General features: G+C 39.3%; 15 protein-coding genes. 9 read left to right on the top strand and 6 right to left on the bottom strand.

Features of this window, described 5'->3' with window-relative positions; genetic code table 11:
- The first annotated feature begins 5 nt into the window (after positions 1–5).
- Positions 6–428: an MAPEG family protein gene (locus HWV01_RS08880; RefSeq protein WP_211675035.1), complete on the top strand. Its 423-nt coding sequence runs from the start codon at positions 6–8 to the stop codon at positions 426–428.
- A gap of 123 nt (positions 429–551) precedes the next feature.
- Here HWV01_RS08880 and HWV01_RS08885 read toward each other — a convergent pair whose 3' ends face one another.
- The 5 genes from HWV01_RS08885 to HWV01_RS08905 all read right to left on the bottom strand — a co-directional run bounded on the left by HWV01_RS08885 (position 552) and on the right by HWV01_RS08905 (position 7,989).
- On the bottom strand, positions 552–1,844 hold the full coding sequence (locus HWV01_RS08885; RefSeq protein WP_211675036.1) for an MFS transporter: 1,293 nt from the start codon (positions 1,842–1,844) through the stop codon (positions 552–554).
- Positions 1,844–2,593 (bottom strand): glycerophosphoryl diester phosphodiesterase, encoded by a 750-nt coding sequence (locus tag HWV01_RS08890; RefSeq protein WP_211675037.1) that lies wholly within the window; start codon positions 2,591–2,593, stop codon positions 1,844–1,846. Before HWV01_RS08890 ends, HWV01_RS08885 begins: the two co-directional genes overlap by 1 nt.
- A gap of 400 nt (positions 2,594–2,993) precedes the next feature.
- Positions 2,994–4,835 (bottom strand): sugar phosphorylase, encoded by a 1,842-nt coding sequence (locus HWV01_RS08895; protein ID WP_249185491.1) that lies wholly within the window; start codon positions 4,833–4,835, stop codon positions 2,994–2,996.
- A gap of 38 nt (positions 4,836–4,873) precedes the next feature.
- On the bottom strand, positions 4,874–6,097 hold the full coding sequence (locus HWV01_RS08900; protein WP_211675039.1) for a glycosyl transferase: 1,224 nt from the start codon (positions 6,095–6,097) through the stop codon (positions 4,874–4,876).
- A gap of 53 nt (positions 6,098–6,150) precedes the next feature.
- Complete coding sequence (locus tag HWV01_RS08905) at positions 6,151–7,989, bottom strand: HAD-IIB family hydrolase (RefSeq protein WP_211675040.1); 1,839 nt, start codon at positions 7,987–7,989, stop codon at positions 6,151–6,153.
- Positions 7,990–8,231: 242 nt separating this feature from the next.
- On the opposite strand from HWV01_RS08905, the gene HWV01_RS08910 reads away from it, so the two are divergent.
- From HWV01_RS08910 to HWV01_RS08925, 4 genes are all read left to right on the top strand, one after another.
- Positions 8,232–9,236 (top strand): rhodanese-related sulfurtransferase, encoded by a 1,005-nt coding sequence (locus HWV01_RS08910; protein ID WP_211675041.1) that lies wholly within the window; start codon positions 8,232–8,234, stop codon positions 9,234–9,236.
- 222 nt (positions 9,237–9,458) lie between these two features.
- The gene (locus HWV01_RS08915; RefSeq protein ID WP_211675042.1) at positions 9,459–10,178 is read left to right on the top strand and encodes a DUF4184 family protein; all 720 of its coding nucleotides are present in this window, start codon (positions 9,459–9,461) and stop codon (positions 10,176–10,178) included.
- Positions 10,179–10,457: 279 nt separating this feature from the next.
- Positions 10,458–10,967, top strand: coding sequence for a hypothetical protein (locus tag HWV01_RS08920; RefSeq protein WP_249185492.1), 510 nt, complete (start codon positions 10,458–10,460; stop codon positions 10,965–10,967).
- Entirely contained in the window at positions 10,967–12,874 is a 1,908-nt protein-coding gene (locus tag HWV01_RS08925) for a bifunctional diguanylate cyclase/phosphodiesterase (RefSeq protein ID WP_211675043.1), read from the top strand. Before HWV01_RS08920 ends, HWV01_RS08925 begins: the two co-directional genes overlap by 1 nt.
- Before the next feature lie 196 nt (positions 12,875–13,070).
- Here HWV01_RS08925 and HWV01_RS08930 read toward each other — a convergent pair whose 3' ends face one another.
- Positions 13,071–14,972, bottom strand: a complete 1,902-nt coding sequence (locus tag HWV01_RS08930) for a hypothetical protein (protein WP_211675044.1) — start codon at positions 14,970–14,972, stop codon at positions 13,071–13,073.
- 580 nt (positions 14,973–15,552) lie between these two features.
- On the opposite strand from HWV01_RS08930, the gene HWV01_RS08935 reads away from it, so the two are divergent.
- The 4 genes from HWV01_RS08935 (at position 15,553) to HWV01_RS08950 (ending at position 18,948) form a co-directional block, all read left to right on the top strand.
- Positions 15,553–15,801 (top strand): hypothetical protein, encoded by a 249-nt coding sequence (locus tag HWV01_RS08935; protein ID WP_211675045.1) that lies wholly within the window; start codon positions 15,553–15,555, stop codon positions 15,799–15,801.
- A 454-nt stretch (positions 15,802–16,255) separates the two neighbouring features.
- On the top strand, positions 16,256–16,684 hold the full coding sequence (locus HWV01_RS08940) for a DUF4399 domain-containing protein (RefSeq protein ID WP_211675046.1): 429 nt from the start codon (positions 16,256–16,258) through the stop codon (positions 16,682–16,684).
- 175 nt (positions 16,685–16,859) lie between these two features.
- Positions 16,860–17,750, top strand: coding sequence for a LysR family transcriptional regulator (locus tag HWV01_RS08945; protein ID WP_211675047.1), 891 nt, complete (start codon positions 16,860–16,862; stop codon positions 17,748–17,750).
- A gap of 88 nt (positions 17,751–17,838) precedes the next feature.
- On the top strand, positions 17,839–18,948 hold the full coding sequence (locus tag HWV01_RS08950; protein ID WP_211675048.1) for an efflux RND transporter periplasmic adaptor subunit: 1,110 nt from the start codon (positions 17,839–17,841) through the stop codon (positions 18,946–18,948).
- Positions 18,949–18,950 lie beyond the last annotated feature (2 nt).

Here is an 18,950-nt window from a genome sequence, read left to right on the forward strand (position 1 = left end):
AAGAGATGGATGGAATCAGTATTTTATACCCGTTACTTGCGCATGTGCTTTTAGTGATATCTCTGTATATTTTGTTGGTAATACGCAAATCAAAAGCAATAAAAGCAAAGGCTGTCGATTTTAATAAAACGGCGTTGAATAACAAGGCATGGCCAGAAGATGTTGTTCAAGTATCCAATAACTTAGATAATCAGTTTGAATCACCTTTGGTGTTCTATGGCTTGTGCATTATCACTGTGTTGGTTGGGGCGGTGAATAGTTTTGCTATTGGACTGTCAGTTATTTATGTGGTGTTTAGGTATATTCATGCTTATGTGCATGTGGGGACTAACTATGTACCGCATAGATTACGTGCGTTTGCACTGTCTTTGTTTGTGCTGCTATTACTGTTAATTCAAACGTCAGTACATATCACTATGGCTGCATAGCGATAAAGCTTTATACATAGGTGTTATTATTAATGATAAAAAAATAGCCGCAATTGATGCGGCTATTTTGTTTGTATTATACAGTGCTTAGACGACCTTAATTAGGAGTCTTAATCACCTTGATTATGCTGGTGTTGCATCATCAGCTGAGATATTACCTGCTTGTTTACGTTTTAATAGCAGTAAACAAATCGCGGTGAACATACCAAATGCTGATACGCTTAGACCAATACCAAAGATCATTTGATACGCTTCAATTGCAGGATAAGTATCGATGATCCAACCGTTTAGTGCGTAAGCCCAGAATACTGATGCGTATGCAGCGAATGAACCAACACTCATCGCAGCACCACTGAATTCTTTTGGAACACCTGCTTCAGCAATCGGCGCTAAGATAATGCCTTTTGCTAGGAAGATACTAAACGAGAAGCACATTAGTAGAACCATGTTCATTACTAACATTTCAGCTGATTTTGGTAGTAAAATTGTAATACCTAAACAGATAACGGTAAGAGCCAGTGCACACAACATCATTTTAATCGATGATTTGAACACAAAGTCAGCAATCGAGCCAGCAACAAGACCCGCAACAACACCCATAGCACCCGTATTAATGATACCGAAGATAGCCGCTTCTGCAGTTGTTAAACCAAACACAGCTTGTAAGTATGGCACTGTGTAGATAAGCGTAATGTAAGTCCAGTAAACTGTTAGAGATGTTAGTGCAGCTAGCCATACTGTCGGCATTTTTAATACATAGAATAAACCTTGTAATGCTGCTTTGTTTTTACTTTCGCCTGCTTTAACTTCTAATTGATTGTCTGGTACAAATTTCCATACACAGAAGATCATTGGCAGGATAAGTAAGGTATAAAATACGATAGCACCTTGGAAAATCAAGATTGAACCACTCACTAGCGCCATGATACCAACGATAATTGCGTTCATGCTCATTTCTGTTGCACGACGGATTGACTCTAATAAACCAAAAGCCATACCTTTGTTGTCATCGCCTGACATTAAGTTAACGCCATTCACAACCGCAGGCCAGAAGATCGCGTCAATCAGACCCCAAAGTCCGGCAATGATGATTAAGAAGGTAAATTCAGGTTGAAAGATGATGATAGCCATCATACTCAAGAATCGTATGAACATACTGGTCATCAAAATCGAGCGTACAGAGAAACGGTTATTTACCCAACCAGCAGGAATGTAGAAGAACATTGCAGAACCGATTAAGGTAAACAACACACCCATCTGTGTATTATCGATGTTTAAAACTTCAAGTAGTAAGTTATAAAACGTACCTTTAAATGCTTCGAAAGCAGAGTAAATGATTTGTCCTGATAGCACGACAGACAAGAAACCGTAAAAACGGGTTTTTGAATCGAAGCCAATTTTTCCTAATAAACTCATTATTTATTACCTAACACTTTGTATTTTGATGGGAATTTATGGGCGACATCGGTACAAATACCGTCGACACCCCAGTTGAATAATTGATTAGCGCGCGCAAGATCGTTTACAGTCCACACGTTTACTTTAAAACCAGCGGCTTTAAATTTGTGAACCATTTCTTGCGTTAAGCCTTTGTCTTCTGGATGGATGTAATCTGCGTTACACCAATCTAAAATTGAGTTCCAATCGTCCCACAAGGTGTGGCTTTCGAATAAACAAGCAACTTGGGTTTCTGGGCTTCGACGTTTAAATTCGGTTAGCGCAAGGTGGTTGAAGCTTGATACGATTAATTCGCGCTCAGGGTTTAGCTCTTTCAAACCAATAATTAAATTATCAATCAGGGTATAGCTAAGCTCTGCACTTGCTGCGCATGATTTAATTTCGATATTCATGTTGAGCTCAAGCTCATTTGCTAATGAAATTAACTCTTGGAGCGTCGGTAGTTTTTCACCAATGAATTCATCTGCAAACCAGCTGCCAGCATCGATATTCGCGATATCGTCATGACTGATTTTGCATAATTGACCACTCTTGTCAGTACAACGATCTAAAGTATCGTCATGTGAAACAATAATCGTACCGTCTTTTAAAATATCAACGTCACATTCGAACCATTGAATATTATTCTTTTTACATAAAGAAAATGCGGCTAATGTATTTTCTGGTGCCAGCGATGACATTCCACGATGAGCAATCAATCTTTTCATTGTTAACCTTCTTGCAACTAAAATAGTGACGGGATAATAGGGGAGATTATATAAACGAAATGTGACATAGATACAATTATCACTATTCGAAAGTTAAAATGTTCAAATAAAGTTTTTATTTGTTTGAAAAATCATCAATCGAAATGTTTTTTAACTAGTGTAAATACTTAAAAAATAGTTTGGTTTCAATCGAAGGTTACATTCGAAGGTGTAAATGAATGTATTTGTAAGAGTGGTTAATTTGACGTTAAAAGTTGTGAGGTTAACTGTTTTGTTATTATTATGCTTTCGATTAGGTGCTAGTGACTTATAAAATCCTTATTATTCCTTAGTTATTTACATAAATGTTATCAATAATAGGGTTACTGTAAGGTAACCCAAGCGTTAAATTATGTTCATTTTATCGGTTACTCAACCATAATGTCTGGTAGGGCTCGAGTGTTAATATTTGGCAAATATTATCGATAGTCTCACCGGTAATTAAATCATACCAAAAATCGCTGCTGATTAAGTTCACATTGGCTAGCGGTAATGTAAGTTGCGTATTCGAAATATTACTGATGCAAAATATGCTTTGGCTACGGTCTATGCTTTGTCGCCAAAAGCCAAAAATTTGATCGCCTAACTGTAAGGTGAATTGAGTGGCATTTGGGTGAAATGCGGGTTGCGCAGTTCTTAATGTGATCAGGTGATTAATATCATGTAATGAACGAGCATGTTGGCTTTCGGGATCATCAAGCTGTTCCGTGAGTGAATCAAGTGCCCAGCGATGTCGGTTGATAGAACGATTATTACTGGTGTGTTCGAGCTTTTTATAATCATTACTCGTGCCTAGTAAACTGTGAATGTAGATCCCCGGGATACCTTCCAGTGCGAACATGATCGTATGAGCACAGATGAAACGCGTATGCCCCCATTCGTCTTTACCTGCTGTTGTTCCTTTTAATGCATCGTATAAGGTGATATTTAACTCATAAGGCTTACGCACTTCTTCGGACTTCGAATTCGCGGTATTTTTAGTATCTGTTGTCACTGTTCGCCAAGATATTTTTCCACCAAATTCTTGCATCGTAGTGACTAACTGATTTATCTCTTGATCTGACAATAAACCTTCTGTTGGTCGTAAGCCGATACCATCGTGCGATGCGATAAAGTTAAAATAAGCAGTGCCATTTTGTGCTGGTGGCATGCTCATCATCCATTGTTTTAAGTATTGGCAATTACCGGTGATCAAGGTATTAACCAATAAGGGTGGTAGGGCGAAATTGTAAATACAATGTGCTTCGTTGCCATTACCAAAATAGGTGAGGTTTTCTTTGTTGGGTATATTGGTTTCAGTAATTATCACCGCGTCTGGACGTGCATATTCGATTAAGGTTCGGAGTAAACGCACAATTTCGTGAGTTTCTGGCAAGTTAATGCAAGGGGTGCCTGCTTTCTTCCACAAGAAGGCGATCGCATCGAGGCGGAATATCTTCACGCCATTATCTAAGTATTGACGGATAATGGACACGAAATTGATGAGCACCTTGGGGTTGGTAAAATCCAGATCAACTTGGTCATGGCTAAAAGTACACCATACTTGCTGTTCGCCAGAGGCGGTTTGTATGCTTTTGAATAAGGGCGATGTACGTGGCCTCACGACGGCTTCTATATCGTGACGGTCGGTACTGCTATCGCCATTAGTCGAGAGTGTCGGGTTTGAAAGCGAATAGGTTGAGTCTGTATAAAAATAATCATAGCCAGTACCTTCGCCACGGATGAAATTGTCAAACCATTTACTGCGGCTAGAGCAGTGATTGATGACTAAGTCAGACATAAGGTGATGGCTTTGTGCTATCTGTTTTATATCATCCCAATCACCTAGTGCATCGTTTACACTGGCATAGTCAATAACCGAGAAACCATCGTCACTGCTATACGGAAAAAATGGCAGAATATGTACACTGTTAATGGTATCTGGGCAGTAACTTTGTAGAAAATGATGCAATGTCTGCAGGGGGTTTTCATCCTGATTGAGGATACTGTCACCGTAAGTTATTAAGATGGTATCTTTTTCAGACCAATGATTGATTTGTGGTGTTGGCGTATGAAACTGGTCGGTTAGCCGCATTGTGCTGATCAATTCTGCAGCCAGCACTTCGATTGATACGGATAAATTAATATCCGCATAAATTGTACTGATCTGTTGTTCTACTCGCTGTTGTAGTTGTAGCTGTAAGTCGCCGTTTGGATTTAACATTGTCACCATCCATGTTCTAATTTTGATACAACCTATAGTTAAGAGATGAACTCTGCTCTATCTAATTCAACGGCTTCCTTGAGGCGTTCTAATACGTCAGGCATTGCCGATATTACGCGGTTCCAGCTAGGCATAAATGGTTTTTCCATTGGATTTTCGAGGAAGTTTTGCCCTGCGGTCATGATGTTCTGCGCAAACATTTCAACCGCTTCTTCTTCTGAGTGAATATCGAGAGTTAAGCCATTCATCACCGCGTCGTTATAATAAGTTTCAACAAAATCTAAGGCGATACGGTAATAAGTTGCTTTGATAGTGCGGAAATTTTCATTGGTGAAGGTATGACCTTGGGTCGCTAACTTACGGAAGAATGCCTTGGTAATATCAATCGACATTTTTGACAAACCACCATCTTTATTATCCAATGATAGATCTTGATGTTTGTGATCGTATACATCAGCAATATCAGCTTGGCATAATCGATTATGAGAATAATTACGGTGCATTTCGGACAATACCCCGATCTCTAATCCCCAGTCACTTGGGATGCGAATATCGTTAAGTACGTCTTTACGGAATGAAAACTCACCAGCGAGCGGATAACGGAAACTATCCATGTATTCAAGGTAATCGTTATGGCCGACAACGCGTTTAAGCGAGCGTAATAATGGCGTAATGAGTAATCGAGAGACACGCCCGTTAATTTTACCGTCTGCAACACGAGCGTAAAAACCTTTACAGAATTCATAGTTAAATTGCGGGTTAGCAACGGGATAAATCAAGCGTGCTAGCAGTGATCTGTCGTAGGTTAGAATATCGCAATCATGTAACGCCACTGATTCTGATTTTCCCGATGCAAGTGTGTAACCCATGCAGTACCAGACGTTACGGCCTTTGCCTAATTCTTTGGGCGCTAAGCCAAGTGCTGCGAGTTCAGCATCAAGTGCTTGCAGGCGAGGACCATCATTCCATAAAATACGGTGATGCTGTGGTAATGCGCCGAAGAATTTTAATGCGTGTTTATATTGTTCTTCATTCGCGCGGTCTAAACCGATCACAATTTCGTTTAAATACGGCACATCTTGTAAATGATTAATAATATTAGGCAGTGCTTTCCCTTCCAACTCTGAGAATAGTGATGGGAGAATTAACGACATAGGACGCAGTTTTGAAAATTCAGTGAGTTCTGCTTCCATTGCTTCTAATGGACGCTGGTTTAGGTTATGCAGTGTTGTAATTACACCATTTTGATAAAAATCAGCCATGATAAACCTTCCTTAAATATTTGAATCGAAGTATTGAATTGATGTTTCAAAATTCAAACTGTTGTTAGTTCAAACTCAGGTAATACCTTCGGTAATAGTTTGGGTGGCCGCTCAGGTAATACCTTCGGTAATAATTTTGCTAACACCTCAGCCCAGCCTGTTGGTCCTGTATTCTTACTCGTGATTAAGCACTGTTTACGTTTTAATTTTGGTGGGATATGCACTGGAGATAAAATGATTGCGGCATATTGCGCAGCTTCTAACATGGCAATATCATTGTTCCCATCACCGACTGCAATAGAGTAAGTCGTTTGCTGTGGGTTAAATAATTTAAATTGATTCATTAACCAATTCATTGCTTTGCCTTTGTTACAATCGCCACAAACATGCAGGAAACGTCCGCCTTCTAAAATCGTCGCGCCTTGTTTCTTTAAGTGTTGGATGAACACTTGTTTCTGAGCTGCGTTACCTTTCCAGAGTACGGGTTCGCCATATTGTCTTTGACTTGCAAGCGCTGCGCTTGCCTCATCTAACCCTGTCGCATCAACAATGTCGTTAATTGTCATTGTATCCATATTTGTGAACAGCTCTGTCAGCTGTGCTGGTACTGTTTGTAATAGTGATAACCAATGTTCGCGTGAATGAACAAGGGATTTAACCCAGTAACCATCTTGTTGTATTGTACCGATAGGTTGGTGGCTAAAGTAGTTAACTGGGATGTAAATAGCAGCGCCATTTTCAACAATAAAAGGCCCATTTAAATCTAACTGTTTTCTTAGTTCGAGTAATTCGGCATAGGTTTTACTGGTATTTGGAATAACGGGTATTGCCGCGCGCTTTAATTTGGCAAGGGTACTTAATGCGGGTGTGAAGCTGTAGTTGTCATGATCGAGCAAGGTTCCATCAAGATCTGTAAAAATGGCAGGGTAATGATCAAGCTGCATTGACTGAGGACTGTATGAATGCACTATGTTGCGGCTACTGTCCATTTCAAAAACCCAATTGCATAATGCCGGTAATGTCGTTAACCCATGTTCAGTAAGTCGCTGGAAATAGGCGGTAAACAGCTTTATCTCAGATTCATTCATGACACGATTGAGTGGGGACTTGACTGTAAGCGCCTGCTGCTTTAATTTTAATTCTTGCTCTAGCCGCCATTGGTAAACGGTATTAAAACTTGGTGCTTTAAGCATGACTAACATATCAAGTCGTTCATAAAGCGCAGCGTAGTGATGTTTGATTTGGTTGTTCACATAGCGACGCCAAACACCGTATTTGTCTTTCGTTGCTTCAAGATTGTTGACGGGTTCTAATAGTGCCTCATCTGTTTGTGCTTGTACGCCTAAGCACCAACCTTCTAGAATAATGACATCGACAGCGCCGTGAATCACTGGCCACTCTGATTCAGGGTACGGGTTATCGGTGGTTTTATTAAACCGAGGTAGGGCAACTGGTGTTGATTTATTGTTAGCGGATCGCAACTTATCTAATGTGCTGTGTGCGAGCGATAAATTATGTGTTCCTGGCACGCCACGGGTTTGTAATAGGTGGTGCTCATGCTCAGACAGATTTTTACGTTGCTGGTGGCTATAATAAAAATCATCGAGAGAGAGAACCGCAACATTCATTTTATAGGCGCTGGTTAAATAGGTCGAGAGATAATCGGCGAGTGTTGATTTACCCGAGCCTTGGCAGCCATTAATACCAATTAGAACAGGTGCTTGTTTGTTATTTATGCGGTCAATATCTGTTACCGCACTGTTTATTGCACTATACTGGTGCGCTCTGATTGCCGATATGAGCCCTGTGTACCATTTTGCAGCATCGGTTAAATAAGCGGTTTTTAGCTTATTACGCTCAATAAATGCGGTTAGTTGTGGGTTTGTTATCATAATAGCATCCTTGAATGAGCGAATCTTATAATAAATTAATCAATAACCGTGCCAGCTATGGATTAATTTAACAATAAAATACCTCTAAGGTATAAGGTTAAGTGTTTCTAGGAGGGATGCTAGGTGATATTTATTGATCTATATCAATTTTTCTGGTCGATATAGGGTATTTCTGTTAACATCGCCGCCTTAATCTACAGCTCTGGATTTACGTTCTAGTTAGCTCAATGGGGAATAACCAAATGTCAGCACCAATTACTACAAAAAATACCGCTCAAATTACAGTTTGTGCATTATATAAATTCGTACGTTTAGAGAATTTCGAAGCGTTACGCGCGCCTTTATTAGCAAAAATGGAAAGCCAAGATGTTCGCGGTACGCTGTTATTAGCGGCCGAGGGTATTAACGGTACAATTGCTGGGCCACAAGCAGGTATTGATGCTGTATTAAGCTTTTTATCTCAAGACCCAAGTCTGGGCGAAATCTCTTTCAAAGAATCTTATAACGATGAGAATCCGTTCTTACGTACTAAGGTTAAGCTGAAAAAAGAAATCGTAACCATGGGTGTTGAAGGTATTGATCCTAACCAAGTTGTTGGTACATATGTAAAACCGAAAGATTGGAATGCACTTATTTCTGATCCTGAAGTGATTTTGATTGATACACGTAACGACTATGAAATTGAGATCGGTACATTCCAAAACGCTGTAAACCCGAATACTGCGACTTTCCGTGAATTCCCTGAGTATGTGAAAAACAACTTGGACAAAGAAAAACACAAGAAAGTAGCGATGTATTGTACAGGTGGTATCCGTTGTGAAAAATCGACAGCTTATTTAAAAGAGCAAGGTTTTGACGAAGTTTACCACTTAGATGGCGGTATTCTTAAGTATCTTGAAGAAGTGCCAAAAGAAGAAACGATGTGGGAAGGTGAGTGCTTTGTATTCGATGGCCGTGTTTCTGTAAACCACGACTTAGAACAAGGTGAATGTGACCAATGCTTCGCTTGTCGTTACCCGTTAACACAAGATGAACTGCAAAGTGAGCATTACGTGAAAGGCCTTAGCTGTCACCGTTGTCATGATCAAGTGACAGATGAACAGCGTAGCCGTTTTGCTGAGCGTGAACGTCAAATGGAACTCGCTGAAAAACGTGGTGAGTCACACATTGGTGGTGAAATTAAACACATCATTGATGAACGTCGCGTAGAAAAAGCAAAGAAAAAAGCTGAGCAAAACGCGAAGTAATATTTGGGTTATAAATACTTAAATAAGCTAATAAACGCTTAGAATAAAAACCGCTGGTTAGGTTACTTGGAATGGTAATTTACTCGCGGTTTTTTATTATCTGCAGTTTGAGGTTATTATTTGTAATTAATCGTGTATTTGGTACTGTTTATGATAATGAAATTAAACTGGAACTCACGTTATACGTCATTCCGTATAACAACCTGTTAGGTGGATAAAACGATGCCATACACATTATCACACGCAGTAGTCGCACTACCTGTATCAGTCATTGCGCGGGGAAAGGTTCCGCTTGCTGCAATGGTTGTTGGAAGCATGTCACCAGACTTCCCATATCTTTTCGCTCTTAATCCAACAGAAGCGCCTGGGCATTCAGAGCTCGGGGTGCTTATTTATTGTCTTCTTCCGTCACTTTTAATGTTACTTGTTTGGTATCGGTGGATCGAGGGGCCAACTCTAGAGCTGTTTCGGTTGCCGCGAAGGGATTGGTCATTCGGAAAGTCTTCGTATCTTTTAGTCGTGTTTGGGGTATTGCTCGGTGCATACAGTCATGTGCTGTGGGATGCGACGAGTCATTTTGACGGTTCGTTAGTTGTGAACAGTGAGTTCTGGAACAGAAAAATATTTTCGTTGCCCATGTACAAGTTGAACCAATACGGCGGGGGTATATTTGGGCTAGCGGCTTTGTTTGTGTGGTACGTGTTTTCGGTCAGTCAGAATCGCCAAGAAAAATATCAGGGTCGGTTACTCGCAGGTGTGCTTATGTATTCTATAAGTATTGCTTTTTTTGTCTTATTGGCAAATATTGTGCATGGCTCGACGGTTATTATTGAGTACGCAGTTCGTTCTGCCATTGGGGTGATTGTGGGAGGTATTTGTGGAATGTGTATGTACGCATTTATGGTACATTTACAGGCCGATAAAAAATATTATAACGAATGAATTACACTGTTTTTGCGTCAAGTCGCGCTGGCTTGGAGCCGAGCGCTCTACGGCTAATTCAAACTTGCCCTTATTCACAGTTTAGTGTTTTAGATTTGCCTTACTTTTTCTTGTATGAAAAGATGTTACCTGTTTTTCATACACTAGCGGAACACTCTTAATATCAACGATAAATGGATGTTAACTCTATCATTTAGTCCATAAAAGTGTATTTCGCTATATCATTGGTATAATTTTTCTAACTTTTATTTGAAATTGAAGTAGCCAGGAATCAGCAGCATGCAGATAAAAATTGTGACGGTATTTTTGTTAATTGGACTACTAGGATTTCCGGTGATAAGCATGGCCACTGATTTACCTAATCCAGAAGGCGCCGTTATTCTTACTATTAGTGGGAATATCAGAAATACAAATGCTAATCGTGAGGCTCTGTTTGATCGTCAGATGCTGGAAAAACTTCCACAAACCAAGATCACTACTTATACACCTTGGACAGAAGGGTTACATGTTTATGAAGGTGTGTTACTAAATGATCTTCTAGAACAAGTGGGGGCTTCGGGCCATAAGCTAGTCGGGAAAGCTTTGAACGATTACCATGCTGAAATTGATCTGGAAGCACTCAAGGACTACCCAATAATTCTAGCAATAAGAACTGATGGGGCTCTTATGCGTGTGCGTGATAAGGGACCAATCTGGATTATCTATCCTCTATCTGATTATTCTGAGCTCGATATTACCAAACGCTATGAAGAGATGATTTGGCAGCTTAGCAGCTTGGAAGTGTATTGATGAAGAGGATTAAACTTTTTGTCCTTATTTTTGTTGTACTTATGTTTGCTGTTAGTTCTGTCATCAGCACTCAACGTTATACCCAGGTTACTGACATTCTAACTCATTCGATGAAAACTGTCGGCTGGACAGCTTCTGAGTTGGAACTAGAAATGCTCAAATTCATGCAAGCATTAAGGAGAACAGCCTTAAATGATATGAGTGCTGAAGACTTACATTTACGTTTCGAACTGCTCTGGAGCAGGGTCGGAGTGTTATCGGTAGGAGAGGAAACCCGCGATTTTCGCAGTCAGCCCGGTGCAATTGAGCTGCTGAGAAATATCAAACAGCGCTTAGTTGAAATAGAATCAGAGGTACTGAACCTCAAAATGGGTAATCAAAATGCGATAAGGATAGTGCAAGAGCTTAAGCCTTTACAAACACGAGTGAGAGAATTTAACGTAAATAGTTTCTCCGGGGATAGAGCTTGGGCCGGTCTAAAATATGTTCATAGTCTTCAGAATGACGCCAACATTTTTTTGCTCGGTCTATTGCTTAGCGGCTGCATTCTAGTATTGCTGCTAATTCGTGAGAGTGCTGTTAATCGTAAGCAAGCATTACATGACAGCTTGACCGGCCTTGCAAACCGCCACTTCTTTCAGCGAGACCTGAAAAAAACTATTACTCATGCTCAGCGTAATAATTCACGTGCGGCTGTTCACATGATCGATATGAATGGATTCAAGGAGGTAAATGATCGACTAGGGCATGCTGTTGGAGATGCGCTGCTTCAGGAGATCTCCTCGCGTTTAGCACAGAGTGTTTGCTCGTCAGATGTTGTCGCGCGTTTGGGGGGGGATGAGTTCGGTATTATTCAAAAACATATTACAAGTTCTGATGAATGCGTTCGGTTGGCGCAGCATATTCACGAACAGATTAATTGTGAGATAAATATCCACGGTTACCGAGTATATCCGAATGTTAGCATAGGTATCAGTGTTTTTCCTGATGATGCAGAGCATCCTGATAAGCTATTGAATAACGCTGATACGGCCATGTACTTTTCCAAAAAAGATGCTGATGTGTGTTATCGATTGTTTGAGCAACAAATGAATGATAGTGTTTTACGTTATAGGGTATTAGCAGAAAGTTTACAGGTCGCACTACTCCATGATCAGCTTCAGTTAGTCTACCAACCTATAGTTTGCCTCAAGACGAAAAAAATTGTTTTGGTTGAAGCTTTATTGAGATGGCATCATGAGCAATATGGTTACATTTCACCGCCCGAGGTCGTTTCTATCGCGGAAAAGGCTGGCTTAGCAGAGAAATTAAATGAGTGGGTATTACTAAAAGCATGTTCACAAAATATGCTCTGGAGAAAGGCGTGTCTACCATGGATTCAAGTTTCTGTGAATATATCTCCTGCGATGTATACGCGATATGATCTTGTGGCTATAGTCAGTCGTACGTTATCCGCCACTGGCTTGCCTGCAGACCAGTTGGTAATCGAAATAACTGAAGACACCACAATGCAAGATATTGAAAGCTCACCTGGAATACTACATAAGTTACGTCATCTGGGAGTTGAGTTAGCACTGGATGACTTTGGTACTGGTTATTCTTCTCTTAGTCACCTCAAAAATATGCCATTTCAGAAACTAAAAATTGATAAAGTCTTTATCCAAGAATTAAGTAATCTTCCTAAAGATATGAGCTTTATTCGAACTATTATCAATTTGGCACATGGGCTGGGTATGAAGGTGGTAGCTGAAGGTATCGAACTTATTGAAAATTATGAGGATCTTTATCTAGAAGGTTGTGAGTATGGACAAGGCTACCTGTTCTATAAGCCCGTGCCAAGCAATGAAATTGAAGATATTTTACAAGAAAATTTGAGTCCTATATATTTTAGTCCACAGGAGTATTAACACATAGCATAGTGCCGAATTTTATTCGCGTATGTATGGAAAACCCGATAATAAAATATATGTGGGTTGTAATCTCTTAGTCCAACTCAGTAGCTAATAGCTACCGAGTTGCCTCATTGTTTAAGAGATACGAATATAGTGTTGTAAGCCGTTTTAAGTCTGCGTTAGAGGAGACTTGTATTGGTACTACTCGCGTTTAACAACTTAGGCATGAACCTGGTCCCCATCCTTGACCTGACATTGCGTCCTCTATGGCTTGTTGCTCTAGCGCGAGTCTTTCAGCTTCTCTCTGCTGTAAAACTTGTTCTATAGAAATCGCTGGTAACGGCGCAATGTAACCGATAGGCGTCATGTTTTGATAAAAATAATCAGGGAGCGCGTTATAGAGGTCAAATTTTTCACTTAAACACGCCTGTTGTTGTGACTCATTGAATTGGGTTATTGAACAACCTAGTTCATCCCCTCGAGGTCGATAAAATTTACGCTCTGGTAATTCCTGCACAAAATAAAAACGATTGTTTTTAATAACCCCCCCATATTGTTTTTCAAATATTTGTGGAGACAGCTGGATAGAAGCTATGTCACCGCGTGTAGCTGGATTGGTACTGGAAATATACATGACCATTTGGTTTAAATTAAATGGAGCAAGTGTCGAATATTTCAATGTGATTTCTTCCCGATTACTGACTTTTCTACTCATCAGAGTTTGGTTAGTTGGCTTATGATAAATAGATATTTCATAATCATATTGATCTTGTTCTCCATAGGTCGTCGAAGCAGTTATTGAGAATTTACCTGTTTGAAAAGACGGACTATAAACACATTTATCTTCTAGCAGCATATAGAATGGCTGAGGTGGCGCCCATTCATCAGAAGCACAACCATATCGTTGTGTTTCGCCTAAGATTATATTGGGTATTTTAGTTAATATTACATTTGCTGCAATGTTCACCGCGAAGATTTTATTGTGAGAACCAGCATTAAATTGATTAGATGCAAGTCCATTCAAAACTGCCCCAGAGGATAGCATAGACTCGATTTGTCCCGTTGCGGTTAACCACCTAAAAGTTGTATGTAATATTCGCAGAAAATTTGGAGACATTGATGTGTGTTTAAACTGATGCGCGACATCATTAAGAATAAGATCTTGTTCGGCTTTATCTAACGAACTAAAGTTATTAAGATCAACCATAAAGATTGATTCGTTTTCATGAAAGAACACTTTAAAATAGAGAATGAACTGAGCAACATTACGAGTGTAATAGTGCGGTAAAGCAATTCTATGATGTTCCAGTTCCATAATTTCTGGTACTTGATAGGCTATATACTCTAGTGCATCAACTTCTTCATACCACTTTTGCTCCGTGCTACTGCTGTAGTACTCAACAATAAAAGTTGTGGTGCACTGTTCGCATAACTGACGCCCAGTTTGTTTATTTACAATATCTTTAAATATGTCTCCCATTAGGCTTAGTAGTGCCGTGCGTCCAACCCCTTTTTCGGTATGATGCTTTAACAACGCAATTAATAGTGTTTTATAGGATTGAGTGATGGGGTTAGCTAAATCTAATGATTCATCAAATTCGCTGACATACAGAATGCTGGGATTGTTGGCTTGATATAGCTGCAATAGAAGGGGGTACGAGCCTGGATAGTTTAATGGCGTTGCTTGACCATTACGGGTTAATGTTGCTTTTATAATTGTTTGGCGCATTAACTCAATACGTTGTTGAGCAAACGCAACCGGTATTCTTAACGGAGTAAAAACGCCATTACCTTGCGCTAACTGAGTATATGAATCTTGCAAAAATAAGAACATTTGTTGGTATAACGGAGATCCCAATTGGTTTGCTTTTATTTCGGCTGTCGTCCGTAGTGAATATAATGCATGTTCACATTGGCCCTCATCCGTAAGACACTCAGTCGCCACTTGCAGTTGTGTCTGAATTAACTTATCAGAATCTTCTGCAGAAAGGGTTGCATGATATTGACCTAAGTCACTACTCAATATGTACTCTCGCAAATTAGTTGAAAGAGGATTAGCTTGTGCGTGGAAAGAAGTCATTAATACAAAAAATAAATTAAAAAAATTCTTCATGTTATATATTTTATACTCGATATTTTAAGATACTTAGGCGAATCTATATTTAGATCCGTCTGGCTATATTATTTCCAATATTAATTACATAGTTAAATAAACTTTTAACTTACTAATTTATAATAGAAAAATTATTTATGTATTTTCATGCACAAGCTAGCATAAATGAAAATTTAATTACGTAGTTTTATTTGGTTGTTTTTTGAGCGAAGTTGAATTTAAGTCTTTTGTATTGGTTTTATTTCTTTTAAATGTTTTAACGCATATTTAATAAATAAAACAAACCGAAATGTTGGGTTTTAATTGTCAATATATATTTTATATTTAATTTAACGATTATTAATATGAGTAATTATTCTACTTTATTTACTTTTTATTCTGAGGAACGAATATATCGAGCATTATGATGAAGTTTTAATTTATAAATCAGTGGTTTTAGCTTGACAAGTAAGGCTGGGATAGCAAGGATAAAACGACTAGCTTAAACTTAGGTAGTCGTGCTTCAAGTTATTTCTGTAGCATTTGAAACACTAATCTATATTTACTGTGTCACCCATAGAATCCTCAAGGAATAGGTCTAATGAAAACTATATCTGTATTATTCGCAATATCTCTAACCATGCCCGCACTCGCATTGGCAGTCGATTTTAATAAACTGACAGAGTCTGTAGACAAAGAAAAAGTCTCCGATTCGGTCGACAAAGAAAAATTAAAGTCATCAGTTGACGGTACTAACGTCGATTACAAAAAAGCTTATGAGTCGCTTGATAAGGAAAAAATTTCCGATGCTATTGATATGGAAAAAGCAAAGGAAGCACTAACAGAGTAATGTTCTTAAACTGATCGGTGGTGGATAATGTTTAGCAAGCCAACTAACGCCGAGCACGATAGGAATGCATACAGCGAAAAAGGTTGGCGATAGAATATATAGACGAGTGGTGGACCACCCATACTAAATATGCCGTTTAAAATACCCGATGCAGTACCTGCACAGAAAAACGTGGTGAGTCACACATCGGTGGTGAAATTAAACATATCATTGATGAACGTCGCGTAGAAAAAGCAAAGAAAAAAGCTGAGCAAAACGCGAAGTAATATTTGGGTTATAAATACTTAAATAAGCTAATAAACGCTTAGAATAAAAACCGCTGGTTAGGTTACTTGGAATAGTAACTTACTCGCGGTTTTTTATTATCTGCAGTTTGAGGTTATTATTTGTAATTTTAGATGTAGTCTACAATTAATGGAATGTGGTGAAAACATTCATTAATGAGGCGTTAAGTATGTTACAAAAGTTATTGTTTATTACATTACTCCTTGTCGGTTTTAATGCGTTTGCATTGAAACAGGAGTCGGGTAATTTAGCGCCGCCAGGTGTCGATGTATACATTATTAGTCCGGCAGACGGAGACATAGTTTCACAGACATTTACGGTTAGGTTTGGTTTACGTGGAATGGGCATTGCGCCAGCGGGAATAGATCGAGTTAAAACGGCGCATCATCACTTGCTTATTGATACTAAAGTACTGCCGGATTTGACTAAACCGCTACAAGCAACAGATAAAGTTCGGCATTTTGGAGGAGGTCAAACGGAAACCCAGCTAACACTAAAACCAGGTAAGCATACTTTGCAGCTATTACTTGGGAATTATGCTCATGTACCCCATGATAAACCGTTAATGTCGACTAAAATAACAATTACGGTTAAGTAGAGTATATATTACTCATCTTATTTTAGGATTTCAGGTTGAGAGGCTATACGGGGAGGCTGCCATTTTTCAAACGTATTGCTGGCAGCTGAGGCCAGACGAATATCTTACTTATTTTGTCTTTGACTTTTTATTCAATTATCATATCGACAATTATATTGAATAGGATAAGTATTAGATGAAGATCGAGGACTTAAAACTTGTAGACATGATTGTAAAACAAGGCAGTTTTACAAAGGCTGCTTGCGCTTTAGATCTCCCTAGAAGTAATGTCTCAAGAAGGATATTGAAACTAGAAGAACAACTTGGTTTTCCTTTGTTTTATCGAACAACTCGAAGTTTATCTCTAACCAATTATGGTAAAGCCTATTACGAGCAAATTCTTGTTGTTTTGGAGGCATTAGAAAAAGCTAATCACCTAACACAAACCATCGCTGAACATCCTAAAGGTTTAGTCAAAATAGGTATATTATCGGAAACCGACGAACTGCTGACACCGCTTATCTTTGCTTTCAGCAATAAATATCCAGATGTTGAGATTGATATCAGAACGATCAATAACGGATTTATTGATATTTATCAGCAAGACTTAGACATTGCCTTTCACGCTGGAAGTATTATTGACTCCAATCTAGTGGCAAAGCAGGTTGTTGATGTTAAACGAATTCTGGTTGCCTCCCCGGATTATATTAATAGGCATGATACGCCAAGAAACATTGAACAGTTAAAGCAGCACCAATGTATCCACTACCGCTGGTCTAATGGTATGGTTGATACTAGTTGGTTACTTTCTGGTGAGCAGGTTGATGTATCGGGCAACCTCAGCAGCAATAGTCTTGGAGTGTTGAAGCAAGCGGTACTACATGGGCAAGGCATTGCCTTTCTTCCACAAATTTTGTTAAGTAAAGAGCTGCAAGAGGGACGTTTAATTAATATTTTGCCAGAGTATTACTCAGCAGTAGATAAAGGGTGGTTGCTCTACCCCGAAACGAGAGCCATATCTCATGCTACTCGTCTTTTGATTGATCATCTGTCTGAAGAAGTGCACAAACTCCCATTTTCGTCCTGAAAATTAGGACGTAAAATCCTGTTTTGTGGTACTTATTGTATCTATTCTTATACGGTAAAGTGTTCTTTTCGATATCGGAGCACTTTTAATGCAATACAGAATCTCTACTCTTTCCTTATTAGCTACTGCTACAGCCATTATTCTAACTGGCTGTCAGAGCGAAGAAGTCGCTACTGAACAGAAAACACTAAGACCTATCCAAGTTTTCGAATTAGCGTTTCCTCACCGCAGTCATTCAGAAAAATTTAGCGGGAAGGTTTATTCACAGAATTCTGCGGACATTGCTTTTCGTGTACCAGGGTATATTGATTCCGTATTAGTAAAACCTGGGGATGTAGTCAGCAAAGGGCAGGTGCTTGCTGAGCTTGATACCCATGATTTCCTTGTATCAAAAAAGGAGTTAGAAGCTCGTCTTAAAGAAGCCGAATCTGCCAATATCTTAGCAACGTTAGAGCTAAAAAGAATACAAAAAGCGGTGAATTATGATGCTATTTCCTCGATCACGCTAGATCGTGCCAAGAGTGGTTATGAGCGTAGTCTAGCTGCCGTTGAGGTAGTAAGGCAAAACCTTAATAAAGTCGATGATTCTATTGGTTATACAAGGCTGAGAGCGCCTTTTGATGGGACTGTTTCTAAAACAAAATATGAAGCTTTTGAGCAGGTACAAGCTGGCATTTCTGTACTAACATTGCATCAACCAAATAAGCTTGAAGTTCGCATTGATGTTCCCGAAAGCCTGATTCACCGATTTAAACCCGAACTTACTGGCGAGATAAGTTGGTATGGTTCAGCGCAATCTATAGCGGCTCGTGTTTCGGATATTGAGACTGAGCCTGACCTCATTAGGCAGACTTATAGTGTGAACTACACGATTGAAGAACAAATCAATAAGGCTCTGTTCCCTGGTAAGCACGTGATGGTTAAAACCAACTTTGTAGCCTCTGCTGAAGAGTTCTGCATTCCTTATTCTTCTGTAATTAGCCAAGAGGGGAGTAGCAGCGTATTTGTTGCTAAAGAGCAAAGTGAAAATAACTATGTGAGCAAAAAACAAGTTTTAATCACACGCCTCGAAGGTGGTGACGTTTGTGTAAGGGGGTCACTCCAAGCAGGTGATAAGGTTGTTGTTTCTGGTGCGCATTATCTTAATGATGGTTTACAGGTAGGTGAAATATCTCTACGTAACCGAGAGGGGACATAGTT

Source organism: Moritella sp. 5 (assembly GCF_018219455.1).
Taxonomy (GTDB): Bacteria; Pseudomonadota; Gammaproteobacteria; order Enterobacterales; family Moritellaceae; genus Moritella.